Source organism: Vibrio sp. HA2012, from assembly GCF_002812955.1.
Lineage (GTDB): Bacteria > Pseudomonadota > Gammaproteobacteria > Enterobacterales > Vibrionaceae > Vibrio.
The window spans coordinates 125,707-143,278 of sequence record NZ_PFXK01000006.1; the positions used below are offsets into that span (position 1 = coordinate 125,707).

The window sequence follows — 17,572 nt, forward strand, 5'->3', positions numbered from 1 at the left end:
TCAGGCCTCCGGATTCTCTGTGGTCAGAACTCTAGGCTCAGAAAAACGACTGATCAGGTTCAGCATTTCCAGTGCTTCAAGAACGACCGGACTGTGGTCAATAAAACGCACAGGTTTATGCCCGTGTTTACTGTCGGATTTCAGCTGTAAAAGTAACTGGATACCAGCACTGTCCAGTTCATCGACTTGTGACAGATCAATGTCTATCTCTCTGGCCTTGTCCCAGTCTTTGTACAGCGAGTCTTTTAACTCCGCGGCGGTGTAGATAGTCATCTCGCTACCGGGTGAAAGTCGAACAATGCCTTCCTGTTGTGTCGCAGTCATTCCCATTCTGTTCTCCGGATGATTGAAGTGATGTGCTGAGAATTACGGATCCCGTTATGCCATAACCAGTTTTGCTACCGCATCCAGCATCTGTTTAGGCTGGAAGGGTTTTACGACCCATGCTTTGGCTCCGGCAGCTTTGCCTTCTGCCATCTTGGACTGTCCGGATTCCGTCGTCAGCATGATGACTGGCGTAAACTTATATTTGGGGTTAGCCCGAACGGCTTTCAGAAAAGAAATTCCGTCCATATTCGGCATATTCACGTCACTGATGATCAGATGTATTTTCTGGCCATCCAGTTTGGTTAACGCATCTTTTCCGTCTACTCCTTCCAGAACGTTATAGCCGGCACCACGCAAAGCGATACCAACAACGTGACGGATAGAAGCGGAATCATCAACGACAAGGATATTCTTCGACATTTCACGGCTCTCCTTACCTGATTGAGAAACTAAAAGAATGAGATTGAAGACGGTTCGGCTTCACCGCCTGCACGTCCTGAACCTGTGTGACTGTGGTTGATAAACTGTTCTGAGGTAACATAGTCTTTTTTCATCGCTTCGATCAGAGCATTCACATCCAGAGGTTCCAAAGTCTGTTGTGCTTTTCTGGCATGGTAGCGTTCTTCTGCCAGCTCTGACATTTGACTCATGCTGCGAATAACCTGAGCGATAATCTGGCTGATGCGATCCTGAAACTGAAATGCCACCAGCATTTGCTCAATTTCACTGTGAGCCTGAAGGCTGAGTTCCAGCAACTTATTGCCTTCTTCTTTGAGTTTGTCGCCACGGGAGGTCAGGTTAGTTATAACGCCTTCAATGACTTCCTGACTGGCCGCTATCGCATCAGTGATAGACTGATTAGTCTGTTCAGAAACGTTGCCCAGCTCTTCTACAATACCGGCAACTTCATCCATTTTTTCAATAATATGGGAGCCGGTTTCACCAGACTGAGCTGACAGCTTACGGACTTCATCGGCTACGACGGCAAAACCACGACCAGATTCTCCCGCCCGTGCCGCTTCGATAGCGGCATTCAGCGCCAGCAGGCTGGTTTGATCAGCTATGGCTCCGACATCGCTGGCCATTGATTCCAGTTCCGTTGTGTACTGCATCAGGTTGTTGATACGGGCGGCCAGTTGATTATTTGAGTGTTCAATTTCAACAAACTTGGTTTCGACATTTTGCAGACGCTTTCGGTCATGCTCATCCTCATGCAGAACGTGTCCTTCATCACTCAGGTGGGAGGCCTGAGTGACCTGATTCATCTCACTGGCGAGGAGTGCAAATTTTTCTGTCAGGGTGGCAATATTATCTTCCATCTGGCCGGAACAAGTATTCAGTTGACGCTGCCAGATAGGGGCTATTTGGGTGAATATGGTATAGGTATCATCCAGTTGCTGGTTTAGTGATTGTGTACAGGCGCAGAGACGCTGGTTAAGATTATCTTCTTCTTTTTCTTTGGTGATCAGCGTGTTAATGTCCCGGGTCTGTTTGATAGCCAGTCCCAGGCTGGTGGCTAGTAATAAAGCTGTGACGCTCCACATGATGGCAGAAAAATCTGACATCAGGGTGAGATTACATAAAATGGCAAGCGTAATGCCAAACTGAATATAAGCCGAATAGCCCTTACCCATAAAGTTACCTACTGACGTTGTTGTGTTATCTAATTATTTATAATGAAAGCGATGCTATCTTTCCCTGACAGTTTTATCTGTTCTGGTCATGCTCTCTTTGCTGACTTATTTAAACTTAGTCGATGATTTTTAGATCCAGCAAATTTTTTAGAAAAAATATAAACCCTGCCGGTTGACGAGATAGCCGATGGTTATAAGAAATATTGAGCTAAACGGGAAATCGGGAAGCAATGAGGACAACAGGAAGCCTATGGCTTCCTGCCGGTATACTGATAACGTGGTGCACTGATAACGGATTAGCTGATGTTGTGATGCCGGAGGTAGGCTTCTGCCTGATCAAACCCCATATACCGTCCCAGTGTTTTTTTCGGCACACTTCTTAAATCCACAACGATCAGACCATCCAGAGCATTGTTAAAAGCGGGATCAACGTTAAAACAGACCAGCTTACCGTTTAGTCCCAGATACTGCCGCAGCAGAACTGGAACGCTTTTGCCTTCATCCAGACGGGCAATCACCCGAGACAGAAGCTGAACATCACCCAGAGCAGTCAGCAGGCCGGTATTCCATGACGATGACTGGCTTTTCAGAGGGTTTGACGCAGTAACACATTTGGCACTTTCAATATCGTAGTGATGCAGGGCCATGGTTTCTGCCAGTAGTTGTCTTGCTTCATGACTGTAGTCGTTACTGATACTGACAGGGCCAAACAGATGGGTATATTGCGGATTGCGCTGAATATAGGCTGCGATACCTTTCCACAGCAGAAGCAGGGCGCTCATGCTGCGCTGGTATTCCTGTGCAATCACGGAACGCCCCATTTCAATCGCCATCCCCTGATTCATCCGATCGAGAAAGCGTTGGTCGTAGTTGAATAGCGTGCGTGAATAGAGATTACTGAGTCCCTGCTGACCGGTAATCTGGTCGACAACCCCCAGCCGATAAGCGCCAACCAGTTGTTGCTTATCTTTATCCCAGATAAACAGATGCCGGTACATCTGATCGAATCTGTCCAGATCCAGAGCCCGTCCGGTTCCTTCTCCGACCTGCCGGAAGTTGATCTCACGCAGGCGGCCGATTTCATACATAACCGATGGAATATAGCTGGCTTCGGTGCAATAAACATCAAATTCACCGCTGGAAAGCATATGGTGTTCAGCGGGAAGGGCATGCAGCTCCGCTTCCACCTCTGTAACCGGAAGAGCCGGTGCAACCGGTATGGCATTGATATTATGCTGTTGTGCCGGAGCAGATGCTTCTGGAGTATGGTTAAGAAGGTAGGTATTCAGCCGCAGATAATTGACCAACTGCTGATCACACAGGGTATTGACCTCTTTGTATTTGATGGCATCTCCGATAGCGATAGCAATGGTCTCTTGTTTCTTATTCAACAGTTCTCTGCCCAGCATCAGGGTTCGCAGCAGGGGATGGATCTTCCCGGCCATATAGAAACGCTGTGAGTTATGCCCGTTGATAAACATGGGAATGGTGACAGCCTTGTTTTTGCGTATCAGGGAACTGACGGAGCGGCTCCATTCTCTGTCCTCAAGTTTTTTTTCTCTTCTGTCAACCAGCCGAGAGACTTCGCCAGCCGGGAACATCAGCAGTAGCCCGCCATCAGCCAGATGTTTATTGGCAGCACGCAGGGCTTTTATATTCGCTTTGTGAGCATGCTGACCGTCAAAAACATCGACACCGATAAACAGTTCATCCAGTTCGGGTACAGTTTTCAGGTACTGGTTTGCCAGGATCTGGATATCCTGACGTACAGAGAGCAGCATTTCTGCCAGAATTACTCCTTCAACACAGCCAAGAGGGTGGTTGGCTACGATAACGGTAGCTCCTGTTTCCGGAACGCTTCTGAGCGAACCTCGGACAACCTGATAGTCGATACCCAGTATTTCCAGAGTAAAACGAAGAAATGCCTGTGTATCACATCCGGCAGGACGCTGGGCGTAGAATTTATCCAGTTTGTTTAATCCGGTTGCCCATTCGGCAACATTTTCTCCAATACCAAATGGTGTTTTTCTTGGCAGACGGAATGGACTTGGACAATGCATAGTAACCTCAGAATTTCATATTCAGCTCTGCTTATCCTATGAAGGAAACATTGCAGATTCGCGTCAGAAACATGAGAGAGAAATGACAAGTGTGTGACGTTTTAGTGTCTGAAAAGTCTTTTTCCGGTTAGTATCTTTCTGCTCGGGAGCTTTCCGTTCGGTACAGTAATGTCCTTGCCCAAACAAAAAAGAAAGGCCTGAAGAATGCTTCAGGCCTTTGGGTTGAAAACGGTTAACCGAAATACTTAATCGAAGTTGTAATCGGTCAGAATAGATTCACGTCCGGTGGTCTGGTCATTGAAGTATTCGTAGAAACTCAGCCCCATATAACCGCCGGAAACATTATAGGTTTCCTTAAAGCCAAGGTTATTCAGTACCAGTGCGGCATTGTAGCTGCGCTGGCCGCTGCGGCAGTGCAGGTAAACGGGTTTGTCTTTTGGCAGTTCACCGGTACGCTGGCGCAACTCGCTCAAAGGAATATTTATTGCACCTTTAATATGGCTGGTTTCATATTCAGTGACTTCACGCACATCCACAATGCAAGCCCCTTTTTCTACCAGAGAACGGATATTCGAGGCATGTACCTGCTTAAAGTCGCCGTTCATCAGGTTGGTTGCAACATAACCGGCATAGTTTACGACATCTTTAGCTGTGCCAAACGGTGGTGCATAACAGAGTTCCAGATCTTTCAGATCATAGATGGTTCCGCCAAATTTGATCACTGTAGCAATCACATCCACACGTTTATCGATATTACCTTTACCGATAGCCTGAGCCCCAAGAATACGACCGGTCGGAACTTCAAACAGCAGTTTAAAGTGTACCAGCCCTCCGGCAGGCATCAAACCGACTTTATCGTTCGGGATGATCTTTACGGTATCATAGGAAAGGTTCAGGCCAAGAGCCTTAATCATGCCTTCATTCAGGCCGGTAGAAGCGGCGTTGTAGTCGAAAACCTTTACTACGGAAGAGCCAATATAGCCACGATTATCAATAGTCATGCCATTGATATGGTCTGCTACGCTGCGGGCCTGTTTCTGTGCCGGACCAGCCAGTGGTAACTGGTAGTAGTCGTTATACAGGTAGCTGTAAACTTCAATCACGTCTCCGACGGCATAGATATCCGGGTCGTTGGTCATATAGTTCTGATTTACCTTCATCGCACCGGTTTTACCCAGTTCCAGACCTGCTTTGACGGCCAGATCCGTTTCCGGTTTCACACCAATAGCAAATACCACAACATCTGAGTCAACTGAACGGCCGTCTTCCAGCAGAATTTTACCTTCTTCAAAAGCATTGACTCTGCTGTTGACCAGAAGATGAATGCCATGATCATGCATCTCTTTGTGCAGAATCTGTACCATGCTGTAGTCGAATGGTTTCATGATCTGCGGCATTGCTTCAATAAGCGTGACGTTATAGCCTGCTTCGATCAGGTTTTCAGCGGCTTCTACACCGATAAAGCCACCGCCGACAACGGTAACGTTGTTCGGCTTGGTTCCTTGCAGATGCTGGTTAAGACGCTCGATGTCGACAACGTTACGGATAGAAAAGTTCGGGATTTTATCCAGTCCCGGAATTGGCGGAACAATCGGTTTAGCACCCGGAGACAGGATCAGCTTATCATAGCTCTCAGTATAGGTTTCTCCGGTGACGTGGTTTTTTACAGCAACGGTTTTTTCTGCCCGGTCAATGGAAAGAACTTCGCTACCGGTACGTGCATCAATGGCATACATAGTGGCAAATTTTTCCGGGCTCATCAGTACCAGATCTTCCGCATTCGGAATGGTGCCGCTCAGGTGATAGGGCAGACAGCAGTTGGAGAAAGAAACATGAGGTCCTTTCTCGAACATGATGATTTGGTCGTCTTCACTGTGTCGGCGCAGACGTGCTGCCGCAGAAGCCCCACCGGCCACGCCACCAACGATTAAGATTTTTTTACTCATAGATTAAACCTTATAACTGAAGTTATCTAACTGAATGAGAACAAACGAATAAAGTGTAGAAAGGAAAAAGGGTTCCTGCTTTCATTCTGATATCTTGTTTAGGATATGGTTTATTAGCTTTTGTTAATGTTATTAAGGTTTAGGATAGAATGCAACAGAGAAATGAGTATAAATCACATGAAAAGATCCTTCAGCCGGAGGTTCCGGAATGAAGAGGACTGCCGGGCTGAAATGAAAGGATTTACTGATTCAGATATTTTTGCTCTTCGTCAATGCGTTCCGATGAAATGCCTTTCGTCAGTTTCATGGCAACTTCACTGGCATGCTGACGCAGTGCCATACCTTCAATCGGTACATCTTCTTTGTTCATAAAATGCACTACTCCAGATAGGGTTACACCAAGAGAAACCGGGTCGGAACTGCGAAATAACAGGCGCATACCCTTTTCGGAAATTTCACATACCGGATATTCATGCCCCATTAATTCAATGGTAGGACGTTCGGTATGAGGATAACGTAGCCGGATACATTGCCGTCTATCATGGTAATCTTGTTGTGCCATAGAAGCATCTCCGTCAAATGATCAGGATTGTGCTGGCTGTTTTTTATACAGTATAGCCATTAAAAAAGAGCAGTACCAAATGTATGCAAACACATTTAATATTCCGGCTCAGAAAATTCATATAATGCAGATTGCATAGGCATGGGTTTGTAAAAATAGAACCCCTGAATTTTGTCGACATTTAATTCTACAAAAACCTCTCTCTGCCGGGAGGTTTCAATACCTTCTACTACAGTATTTAATTGCATATCCTTTGCTAATTGCACGATATTTTTTATCAGGGCATAGCCTTTTTTATTCTGTTCTAACTGCAGCACAAAGTTGCGATCCAGCTTTATGATATCGACAGGAAAAGAGCTCAGAGTGCTGAGTGATGAATAGCCGGTTCCAAAGTCATCAATAGCAATACGCATCCCCTTACTTCTGAGTAAGGTTAATTGTGCAATAACGTCACTGACGGAGTCGATAAGAATACTTTCAGTTAATTCCAGAGTCAGCAGATGCGGAGGAAGATTATATTTCTGCAGCAAATGTTCAATATAAGGCAGCAGATTATGATGCTGCAGGTGAGGAGCTGATAAATTGACATGTACAGTCATTGGCGGCAGAGCGTGTTGCTGTCTTTTTTTATTTAAGTCGGAGATAAAGCGACAGGATTGATCCAGGATCTGTTCGCCCAGTGCAATAATGAAATTTCGTTCCTCTGCCATTGGAATAAAAATAGCCGGAGAGATCATACCAAGTTCCGCGTGCTTCCAGCGGGCAAGAGCTTCAAAGCCTATGGCTTCACCGCTTACTGCATGAACAATCGGTTGGTAGTAAGGGGTAATATCTTCATTTTTGATCGCAGAGGAAAGATCCCGCTGTAATTGTTTGTGCTGGTTAAATTGCCGGGTAACGGCATCTGAGAAATGGATCAGTTTGTCCGGGCCTGTGCTGGCAAGCTGTGCCGTATATTTGGCACAGGTCAGGACTTCTTCAGCATCTCTGAAACCGCTGCAACTATCTAAATAACCAAGACAAATGTCCAGATGAATATCCAGATCATCAATGATAGTGGGTTTACCATACAAATGGTTTATTTTTTCAGCACATTTTAGCAGAACTGGCTCGGAACTGTTGCACAGGATGACAAAATCATTTTCTGCAACCCGTCCAATCAGAGCCGGTTTTGGGGCGTATAAGGTAAAAAATTGTGCCAGATGGCGGATGATCACTTCTACAGTCTGGTAGCCGAAAATGCGTGATAACGATTTCAGCCGTTCAACACTGATATAAAGCAGAGACAGTTGTGGATCCTGAGCAATAAGGTGTTCGTGGATATACAGAAGTACAGAGTGCCGGTTGTGCAGCCCGGATACCAGATCCTTATTTTCCAGAATATCGATAAGTCCGGACTGGGTCTGGTTTTCTTTTTCCATTCTGGAGAAGCTGGCACCGATTCTGGTTCTGAACAGATATAAGGTTGCAGCAATAATAATGAAAGATGCTACTCCGAGGATCAGGGAAATGGTATTGATCAACTGATTCGCCTGTTCATACAGTATTCTGCGTTCTGTGGTTTTTAAGCGGGCAACCGGCTGACCGTCGATATCCCGTAACAGGCTGGTGTGGACGATAGATTGCTGGGTTCTGACAATATCTGATCCCTTCGTTTGTCCAGCGTCTTCCAACAGACTGATATCATATTGATCGGGAAGCAAGGCTTTAAACTTTACCGGAAATTTACTGGAAAGCGGCGTACCCCAGACCATCCAGCCCTGTGCCCGATGTTCCATCAGGCTGTCACTTACTCCGGTAACACTGATGATCCACAGAGTCTTATCTATAGTGAGCAGGCCGGATTTACTCTCTATATCTGGGTAGGTGAAATTAAAAATCTGCTGCAGAAGTGGTGAGTGAAGTACGGCATACTGTGTAGATTCCGGTGCTTTGGTCACGACTTCGTTTTCTCTCTGATCTTCAGGAATATAAGCACTTTCGATGACTTTTCCATCTTTATTTATATACATAATTAGAGACAGCTTCAGTGCGTCGAGTCCGGAATAATGCAGGTTACGTTCTGCATAAGTCATATCGTTTTCTTTCAGCAGCAAATAGGTTTCATCCCAGTGAGCCCAGTCATAGGAATATTCTTCCTGCTCTGTAGTCAGTCTGTTGATGGCAATTTGAGCCTGTTCAGAATTTTTAATTAATTGTATCTGTTCAATATCTTCTATCTGTTGGGTGTAGAAAAATCGGGTCAGCAGCAGGCAGACCAGTACGATGAGTAAAATACCGGATGAGAGCAGAAAACTGGCCTTATCCGTGAGAGTAAACCGAGTCATTTAGCGATAGTTACAACTTCTGTTGTTAATTCAGTCTGGTACAAAGTCCAGTAGACAATACAAGAAAACTAATATCAGCTTAACGCAAATTTAATATTTCGCGAATGTTTTATTTGTAGTTATCGATTTGAATACCTTGATCAAATTCTTGCAAAATTGAGAGTCTGAACCTGCTGGTTTAATCCGGTCACTATGATAAATCGCACAGTTTTTCCTGCTAAAGTTACCCAGAATAGTGATATTCACCTTACGGACAGAAAAGCGGAGAAAAAATGCGCATAGGGATTGATTTAGGTGGCACCAAAATTGAGGTCATCGCGTTATCTGATTGCGGAGAAGAGCGATTCCGGAAGCGGGTGTCGACACCAAGAGGCTCTTATGAGCAAACTCTGGCTGCAATTAAAGGGCTGGTGGATGATGCTGAACAAGTGACAGGGCAAACGGGTACGGTGGGGATTGGGATCCCTGGCACCATTTCACCGTATACCGGGGTGGTAAAAAATGCCAATTCTGTGTGGCTGAATGGACAGCCGCTGGATAAAGATCTGTCCGATCTGCTGGGACGCGAGGTGAGGATTGCCAACGACGCTAACTGTATGGCAGTTTCTGAAGCAACAGATGGAGCTGGAGCCGGTAAAAAGGTTGTAGTGGCACTGATTCTGGGAACCGGTTGTGGTTCTGGTATCGTGATTGACGGTAAACCACATATCGGCGGAAATGGCATTGGTGGTGAGTGGGGACATAACGCATTACCCTGGATGGATAAGGAAGAACGGGAATTTGCCGATGCTACCCCTTGTTACTGCGGTAAGCATGGTTGTATCGAGCAGTTTGTCTCTGGAACCGGTTTGTGCGCCGATTATGAGCGTCGTAGCGGACAGACGCTGACAGGTAAAGAGATTGCTGAACTGGCCGAGGCTGGTGATGAGATAGCCAATCGTTCTCTGGAAGCTTACGAAAGACGGTTGGCTAAGTCATTGGCCGGTTATATCAATGTGCTGGACCCTGATGCTGTCGTGTTTGCCGGCGGGGTTTGCAATATTGCCCGCTTGTATGAGAATGTGCCGAAACTGCTGGTGGAATATGTCTTTGGGCAGGAGTGTTTTACACCGATATTACCGGCAGTACATGGTGATTCTAGTGGTGTTCGGGGAGCGGCCTGGTTATGGCCCAAGGTGTAAATGTCGGGTTCTCCCCTTTTTGTTAAGGGGAGATCGGATTGCTAAGGGGAGATCGGAAGTAGGAGTTGCGGATGTTTTATTGATTTTTCAGCCACTCTTTTACTTGCAGGTAGTCTCCCTTAAAGATAATTCGTTCTGCTTTTTTGCTGAGCTGATAGGTATACATAGGGTCGTAATACTGTTCCAGTAAAGGAACCAGCCAGTCATGGTGATGATCTAGTGTTCCCGTACTTTGCATAATATGTACGGCATATTTTTGTGCTTTAATCAGATCCTGATGACGTTCCAGCCCAAGGCGTTTACGAATGTTAAACATACCTTTTTCCAGATATTCTGCAAACAGGATCCAGCCCTGTTCTTCGCCATAATGCTGAACAAAATCCCGTTGCATATTCACTACGTACTCTTCCAGCAGGCGTGCAATTCTGATCTCGAAAGGATCATCGATCACGGCAAGCTTAGCTGTCTGCATACTGCGGCTTAATGAGAGCGGCAGCTTAGCTGAGCCGATAAAGTTGCTTTCATCTTCAAACACAAACCCATTGATGTTTCGAGCCTGTTTTTTGATCATCTGGATCGCCAGTTCGTTTTCAAAGTTGATCTGAGTGCGCTGCTGGGTGACAAAGCGGCCAAAGGACGACCCTCTGTGATGGGCTGCGCCTTCCAGATCAATCCCATTTTCTAATTCATTGATAAGTATGGTTTTACCACAGCCTGTGTTACCACCGACGATCAACATTGGCTGGTTGGCGACTTCATCAATAGTATCGATCAGAAACCGGCGTAGCGCTTTATAACCACCGGTGATAAACGGATAATCAATACCGGCTTCTTTTAGCCACTGTTGGGTGATTTGTGAGCGCATACCACCCCGGAAACAGTAAAGATAGCCATTCGGATTAGCTTCACAAAAGGCTTTCCAGTGCGTTATGCGTTCGGCTTTTATTTCTCCGTTGACCAGTTGATGACCGAGTTTGATGGCGGCTTCCTGCCCATGCCTTTTATAGCAGGTACCCACAGCGGTACGTTCGTCATTGGTCATCAGCGGAAGGTTTACTGAGTGAGGAAAAGCTCCCTGAATAAACTCAATCGGAGCCCGGGTATCCATCAGTGGTATATCATTAACAAACAGACTACGATAGTCATTGCAATTGGGACGCAGCATCGGTACCTCGGTCAGCGTTTTGAAAGAATTCAGATTCTACTCCTGCTGGTGACTTTCTGTCATCTTTGAAATACTTCCCTCTATATATAATGAAAAAACCCACCCTGACAGGGTGGGAAAAAGAAAAAGGCAGTGTTGAGTGCTTCTTAGAACAGGTACTTAACCCGCAGACGAGCACCGCTGTCAGATACATCGGTATCTTTTTGATCGGAGTTATACACACCCAAATACAGAGCCAAGTCTTCTACATCCATAATGTTTGCAAACTTATAAGAAGCATAGACAGTGTCAACTTCAGTTGTGGTTGCTGTGTCTGTTTCACCATGGACATAACCGATAAAGGCATTTTTATACTGGGCGTTTACACCGTATGTTGTGTCATCCTGATCGGTCGTATCAAACTCACGGGCAGCATAGCTGATGTTGATATTCACATCACCGGCAGCATAGTTCAGAGTGGCACCATAACCGGTAAAGTCGTTCGCAGCATCATCTTCATCAGCGGTCATATTAAATTCTGCACCAGCAGATAGTTTCAGTGAATCGGTCAGAGATACGGCAACAACTGGACGCAGGAAGACGGCATCTTTATCTGCGGTACTACCAGTACCTTCTCCTCTGAAGTTAGCGCTAACTTCAAAATAAACCTTGTCCATGGTCTTTGCCAGATTGATCTGACCGTGGTCGCTACGGCCACGAGCATAGCTGGCGGTATAAACGTCCTGAGCGTGGTTCAGATAAGTATCCTGACCTGCCGGGAACAGGTTGTAAGCTTCAAAACGACCCAGTTTGATTTCCCAGTCATTTTTTTCACCCATAGCAATCCATGCATCATCGGTTGTTACACCATCGTCAGAGTTGTTCATGTTCAGTAAGATCTGAGCATTGGTTGCAATATAACCATTTGTGCCTACATCACGCATACCTGAAATGCCAATCAGAAGACGGCCATTCTGATCATAGGTTTTTTCATCCGTTGTTCCATTGTCCTGATTGCGGTAATCAGTATTAAATTCCACGTCACCACTGATGGCAAAGGTGCCCATATCGTTGGTTACGCTGGTTCCGGCATGAGCGCTTAATGCGGCAGAAGTCAGTAGAGTAAGTGTAGATAGTTTCAGGATACCACTAGCTTTCATTATTTAGCTCCATTTTAGAATGTCTGTTTTTTGTGCTGAGAGGCACATCCGTGCGTTATTTTTCCCTCAGGCTACATATTCATTGAACTGATTTAATTCGTATCAATGATGGGATGTGAGAATACATTTGCGAGGCAGATTAAACTTTCGATTGGATCACTTTTCGGGAATGTTCCGAAAGGTGATGTGGTTTGTTTTGATTTGGTTCATAAAAACCATTTGTTATGTGAATGCGATCTATATAAAAATGAGATCAAATCTATGTTTTATTGGTTTTTCATGATTATTTTGGTGTTTTTATTTGGTTTATACTGATTTTTATAAATTTATTTGATTTTATTTTGTGGGAACGATTTCGTTTTTAATTGGTATGTTTTAGGGCTTTTTCTGTGGTTTTTTGATTTTTTCGGGAAGTTAGAACATTGTTTCATCTGTTTTTGACATAAAGGGGAGTGGTGACGGGAAGGATGAGCTGGAGGTTAGTGGATAAATTTTGAAAGGTCGCATGCACGATAAATCGTGCCTATACATCTGTCTGTTATCATTTCCTGCAGTATTTGATTCAGTCTGTCTGCTAGTGGGGGGGATAAAGGCATACCATAGTCATTGCCTATTTTGCTAGGCTAAAAATAGCCTGCTTTCTTAAAATCAAAGAAATCAGTAACATATAATTGAGCCAGCAGGGATGGCATGTCGAGAATAATCGCGGCGTCAATACGCCCTGTTTTTAGCATTCTGGCCAGATTGCACTATGCTTTCTTTCCATTCACAAACTTTGTTTCGTCCGCTGTTTTTTGCTTTATAAAGCTCTTTATCGGTTCTTTCAATAATATCTTCCACAGTATCTTCTGCGCAGTTTACCGAAATACCAATACTGGCTGTAACCTTTACTGTATTTCTGAATACTAAATCTTCAATATTTTCACGAATACGTTCAGCAGCTTCCCATCCATTTTTTATATCTGAATGACTCAGAAGGATAATGAATTCTTCTCCCCCGTAACGAGCTACAACATCAAAACTACGGATACTATTTTCTATGGATTTGGCGACACACCTTAAAACTTCATCACCAAAGAGGTGTCCATAGGTATCATTTATATTTTTGAAAAAGTCGACATCTACCATAAGAACATAGAAGTAATAAGGATTTTTTTCTATTTTGAACTCTTCTGATAGTTTATCTAGAAAATATTTTTTCGTAAATACTCCGGTTAGCTGATCTCTAATCGATAGTTCTTTCAGTGCCTTATTCTGTGCCTTTAATTCTTCCATTAAATTATAGACATTCCGACGTTCTTTTTTATATCCTCTGAATGTAGAATAAGAAATCGTGACTAAAACCGAGGAAACTGCAAATACGGCCACACATAGATCGATTAAATGGGCAATTTCATCAGGATAGGGTACGATTATGGACGGATGATAAAAGCTCCATATAATAAGTATAGCGTAATATAAATTAAGAGATATTAATGAATAAAAAAGATGTTTTCCGCTAAAATGAAAAGCGAAATAAACGATAATCATGACAAGATAAATCGGTGTTGCACCTTTATATCCGGCGTTGGTAAAAAATACAAAAGGTAGGTAAAAAACAGAAACAATCCACATAACAATTTTTGCAGTTTCTGTTAATGATTTTCTTACGATTATGGGTAAAATTAAACACATCAATATGATGATAATATGAGGAAGATTCATCCAGAAAGAGGATTGGAAAATAAGGCCTAAGATAAACCCGATTGCTGATAACAATGCACTCACTGCAAAAAATATTGCATAAAGCTGATCTTTTAATTCTAGTTTATTATATATGTTTTTCAATGTTCTAAAAAATCCGTCATTTTCCTTAGTATAGAGTATAAGATACTTTTGATAAAGATCGCCTTGATATTTCCACTACTATTATATGGTATATTCTGACGGAATAGATACCTTAGGAGAGTGATTTAAAACCATCTTCGTCGAAATAGATCTGAAAATGATGCTGAGATATGCACAGTTAGCCCCGTAACTTGAAGCTGATGCAGATATAGGTAACAGGGTATAGAGAAGAGAGCGTTGGTACAAAACTTATGCCAACAGTGAGGACATCTGCTACAGTAGATACGTTTAATCAAAGGTAGAATTCATGATGGGTACCTATCGCAGAATCTTCAGTAAAGCAATCAGCATGCTTCTTGTTACGAGCGTTTTTAGTACCGTGGCTTCGGCATCAATTCACGGAGCAGTAGTCATCGCACGGGCAAAGGATGCTGTCCACAGAGCAGAAAAAATCTATCAATTGAGTACTAACACTAAAGAATCATTGTCGGATGAGGTCAGGAAAAATCTGATAAGAAGAGTATCCAAGCCACTGCTAAATCTTCAAGATGATCTACTTGCTGCAGATACATCTAACTGCCTCATGCCATTTTTAGATACTCCTAGCTATCAAGAACTCAAATTATTCGAATATACAGTTCTTCACACGGAGCTGTCGAAATTAAGTAAGCAGGATAAACTGGTTCTCAACCAGTTTATAAATGATAATCCTAATATTGACTGGCAGCCTATCGCTGATGCAATCAATCTTTCTGATCGAGTGCAGCTATATGCTCAATTTAAAGCTCTCTCTCAGGAAAAGATCTGTAGCCAAAACAAAGAGGCCTCTTACTGTAAAAATTCAGACCGAACCATTGAAGAGCTAGCTGCCTACGAAACAAATCAACTAACTACACAGCTCGTGAGCGCGCTTGCGAAGAGGACGAAGGATCCCGATCAAATACGTGACCCGTATGATCATACTCCACAATCTGCGTATTATGCATTAGAGGATATCTCACGGGATGCTTTGGAGTGCAAAGCGCTTCGAGCATTTGAAGTAGAACAGATTGCTCTTGAACTAAAGTTGAGCTTGGACGCAGCACAAATTCTGATTGATAAACATGCTAAGGATTTGAAGTAAGCCGCTGACCTTAATACCTGTTTCCCCGGAACATAGAACTGCACCTTATAGGGTGAACAGAATAAGTGAGCATGATCGCGCACTACATAGACTATGTACCGATCAAGCTAGCGATCAAGTAACCGATCAAGTTAGACTGGTCAAGAGCAAGAACAGAGATAAACAGAATGGCGTATACACCACCCTTTAGTATCACCAACGATATTCTTAATATGGTCGCTGAAATCAGTGGCCTGCTTGGGCGTTTAGAAATATCCAATCCTGAGTTAATGTCTCCACAGTTACGTAGAGGGAACAGAATCAAAACGATTCAGGCTTCCTTGGCTATTGAGAACAATACCCTAACCCTTGAACAGGTAACATCGGTTATTGATGGCAAAAGAGTGTTGGGGTTACCGCATGAAATACAGGAAGTAACTAATGCATTTAAGGCATATGAGCACCTGTCTGACTGGTCGGCGTGTTCGGTTAAAGACCTGTTAGAGGCTCATGGTCAGCTTATGTATGGTTTAGTGGAACAGTCCGGGCAATTCAGAAATGGTGGTGTAGGTATTTACCGGGGGGAAACTCTTATTCATATGGCTCCACCTGCTGATCGTGTTCCTGTATTGGTTGCTGAACTATTAGACTGGGTAGAAAGAACGGATACTCACTCGTTGATTACCAGCGGTGTGTTTCACTATGAGTTTGAATTTATCCATCCATTCTCTGATGGTAATGGCAGAATGGGGCGGCTGTGGCAAACGTTATTACTGAGTCGGTGGCAGCCATTGTTTGCCTATCTTCCGGTAGAAAGCGTAATTAAAGAGCAGCAAGAAGCCTATTATCAGGCATTATCTGATTCAGATAAGCAGAGTGAGGCTACACCATTTATTAGCTTTATTCTGAATGCATTGCTAATTGCTCTGAAAGAAGTCGGTAATGAATCAAGTCCGAGTACTGATAGCCGCAGCATTAGTGCTGAAGATTATGAATATGTTGCGCTTTTGAATGCGCTTAATGAACTAGGTCAGGCATCACATTCTGAACTAATGGGGAAAGTAAGGCTGAAACATCGGCCTACATTCAGAAAAAAATACCTACTTCCGGCACTAGAAGCGGGTTATGTCGAAATGTTGTATCCTGATTCACCTAAAAGCCCAAAACAGAAGTACTTACTTTCTGAATCTGGAAGGGCATTATTCTCAAAGAGATAGCGCACTTTTTCTGCATGCTTTTACAATAAATTCAAAATGATTCTGAACGGATTCTAAAAATGACAATAAATAGACGTCGGTTTATAAGGCTGGATGAAATACCAGAGAAAACACATTTAACCATAGGTGATATTCTGGATGCGGTTGATTCAGGTCAGTTAACCTTTTCAGCATTAATTGATGCTTGTAATTTAAGTGCTTTGATTAAGCTGAATGACCGTTGGCAAGTTGCAGCTGCATTTAATTATAACGGTATGGTTAAACTGGTTGACGATGTATCCAAATAGTTTGCTGTAGCATTTGAAGCGCAATCAGCTAGCCGACTGTTGATTGTTCAACCAGAGAGCATGAGGAATTGGCGTTCAGTACCTGAAGCATTTCCAAGCATTGCAGAATCTGACTTCCACTACTTGAAACAAGCGCCTACTCAACCGAATCGAACCATTATGGCTTACGCTGGTATAACAGCGGTTCCAACCGCAACACAAATGGTTGGAACCTTTGCAGATACTCTTTCTAGTTTTTTTCCTGGCGATAAGGCTAATGAATTTAAGAAGCAGTTTCCAAAGGTTGATTCAACACGCTTACAAACCAACCCGATTACAATTGAGCCGGGACGGTTACGGTTGGATTTACAGGATATAACGGAGCTGTTTGGTAATGATTCGGTTAAAGACAATGGTAACCCTACGGTTAAAAGTGCTGACGTAACGGTTGCATCAACGGTTGAAGTTACCGCTTCAACCGAAACAAATTCAGCTACTCAACAGGTGTTAACCCATCCTATTGAACAAATTGTACTGAGAATACTCCAAGCTTTTCCTGATGCACGAGCAGATCAGATATGGAACCTAATAAGGGAAGATGTAAAACGAGAGAGTAACCGTATTTATGATATTGATTCGGCTGTGATCTCGGTCACTGCTGACGATATCGTGTGGTTTGGCAAAGGTATCCAGAGTGAAAATGAAATGGGTTATGAGGCGTTTAGAAAAAATACGGTTTATAAGGTTCGGAAGTACTTAAAAGCAAGTTCTGAAAGTTAACGTCATTGTCAGCGTCATCCGTAGCGTCATATGACGTTT

At 43.7% G+C, this 17,572-nt stretch carries 15 protein-coding genes; 5 read left to right on the forward strand and 10 right to left on the reverse strand.

Annotated features, from left to right (window positions below):
- From CSW98_RS12405 to CSW98_RS12435, 7 genes are all read right to left on the reverse strand, one after another.
- Positions 1 to 324: an STAS domain-containing protein gene (locus CSW98_RS12405; RefSeq protein WP_157810386.1), complete on the reverse strand. Its 324-nt coding sequence runs from the start codon at positions 322 to 324 to the stop codon at positions 1 to 3.
- Positions 325 to 378: 54 nt separating this feature from the next.
- Entirely contained in the window at positions 379 to 747 is a 369-nt protein-coding gene (locus CSW98_RS12410; protein ID WP_100800804.1) for a response regulator, read from the reverse strand.
- 29 nt (positions 748 to 776) lie between these two features.
- Positions 777 to 1,961, reverse strand: coding sequence for a methyl-accepting chemotaxis protein (locus tag CSW98_RS17795; protein ID WP_100800805.1), 1,185 nt, complete (start codon positions 1,959 to 1,961; stop codon positions 777 to 779).
- Between the two features lie 296 nt (positions 1,962 to 2,257).
- On the reverse strand, positions 2,258 to 4,021 hold the full coding sequence (locus CSW98_RS12420; RefSeq protein WP_100800806.1) for a bifunctional lysophospholipid acyltransferase family protein/GNAT family N-acetyltransferase: 1,764 nt from the start codon (positions 4,019 to 4,021) through the stop codon (positions 2,258 to 2,260).
- Positions 4,022 to 4,266: 245 nt separating this feature from the next.
- The gene (locus CSW98_RS12425; RefSeq protein WP_100800807.1) at positions 4,267 to 5,967 is read right to left on the reverse strand and encodes an FAD-dependent oxidoreductase; all 1,701 of its coding nucleotides are present in this window, start codon (positions 5,965 to 5,967) and stop codon (positions 4,267 to 4,269) included.
- A 241-nt stretch (positions 5,968 to 6,208) separates the two neighbouring features.
- Positions 6,209 to 6,529 carry a hypothetical protein gene (locus CSW98_RS12430; RefSeq protein WP_100800808.1) on the reverse strand — a complete coding sequence of 107 codons (321 nt, stop codon included), beginning with the start codon at positions 6,527 to 6,529 and terminating at the stop codon, positions 6,209 to 6,211.
- Positions 6,530 to 6,624: 95 nt separating this feature from the next.
- The gene (locus tag CSW98_RS12435) at positions 6,625 to 8,856 is read right to left on the reverse strand and encodes a bifunctional diguanylate cyclase/phosphodiesterase (RefSeq protein WP_100800809.1); all 2,232 of its coding nucleotides are present in this window, start codon (positions 8,854 to 8,856) and stop codon (positions 6,625 to 6,627) included.
- Positions 8,857 to 9,128: 272 nt separating this feature from the next.
- Between CSW98_RS12435 and mak the strand changes: the two genes are divergently transcribed.
- On the forward strand, positions 9,129 to 10,037 hold the full coding sequence (mak, locus tag CSW98_RS12440; protein ID WP_100800810.1) for a fructokinase: 909 nt from the start codon (positions 9,129 to 9,131) through the stop codon (positions 10,035 to 10,037).
- Between the two features lie 76 nt (positions 10,038 to 10,113).
- On the opposite strand, the gene mnmH is transcribed toward mak, so the two are convergent.
- The 3 genes from mnmH to CSW98_RS12460 all read right to left on the reverse strand — a co-directional run bounded on the left by mnmH (position 10,114) and on the right by CSW98_RS12460 (position 14,168).
- Positions 10,114 to 11,202 carry a tRNA 2-selenouridine(34) synthase MnmH gene (gene mnmH, locus CSW98_RS12445; protein WP_100800811.1) on the reverse strand — a complete coding sequence of 363 codons (1,089 nt, stop codon included), beginning with the start codon at positions 11,200 to 11,202 and terminating at the stop codon, positions 10,114 to 10,116.
- 146 nt (positions 11,203 to 11,348) lie between these two features.
- A complete protein-coding gene (locus tag CSW98_RS12450) occupies positions 11,349 to 12,341 on the reverse strand; it encodes a carbohydrate porin (protein ID WP_100800812.1) in 993 nt (330 codons plus the stop codon).
- Between the two features lie 711 nt (positions 12,342 to 13,052).
- A complete protein-coding gene (locus tag CSW98_RS12460; protein ID WP_100800814.1) occupies positions 13,053 to 14,168 on the reverse strand; it encodes a GGDEF domain-containing protein in 1,116 nt (371 codons plus the stop codon).
- Between the two features lie 307 nt (positions 14,169 to 14,475).
- Here CSW98_RS12460 and CSW98_RS12465 point away from each other — a divergent pair, with 307 nt between their 5' ends.
- From CSW98_RS12465 to CSW98_RS12480, 4 genes are all read left to right on the forward strand, one after another.
- Entirely contained in the window at positions 14,476 to 15,291 is an 816-nt protein-coding gene (locus CSW98_RS12465; RefSeq protein WP_100800815.1) for a hypothetical protein, read from the forward strand.
- Positions 15,292 to 15,458: 167 nt separating this feature from the next.
- The gene (locus tag CSW98_RS12470) at positions 15,459 to 16,487 is read left to right on the forward strand and encodes a Fic family protein (RefSeq protein WP_100800816.1); all 1,029 of its coding nucleotides are present in this window, start codon (positions 15,459 to 15,461) and stop codon (positions 16,485 to 16,487) included.
- Positions 16,488 to 16,546: 59 nt separating this feature from the next.
- Positions 16,547 to 16,774, forward strand: coding sequence for a hypothetical protein (locus CSW98_RS12475; protein WP_100800817.1), 228 nt, complete (start codon positions 16,547 to 16,549; stop codon positions 16,772 to 16,774).
- Positions 16,775 to 16,834: 60 nt separating this feature from the next.
- Positions 16,835 to 17,533 carry a hypothetical protein gene (locus CSW98_RS12480; RefSeq protein WP_157810387.1) on the forward strand — a complete coding sequence of 233 codons (699 nt, stop codon included), beginning with the start codon at positions 16,835 to 16,837 and terminating at the stop codon, positions 17,531 to 17,533.
- Positions 17,534 to 17,572 lie beyond the last annotated feature (39 nt).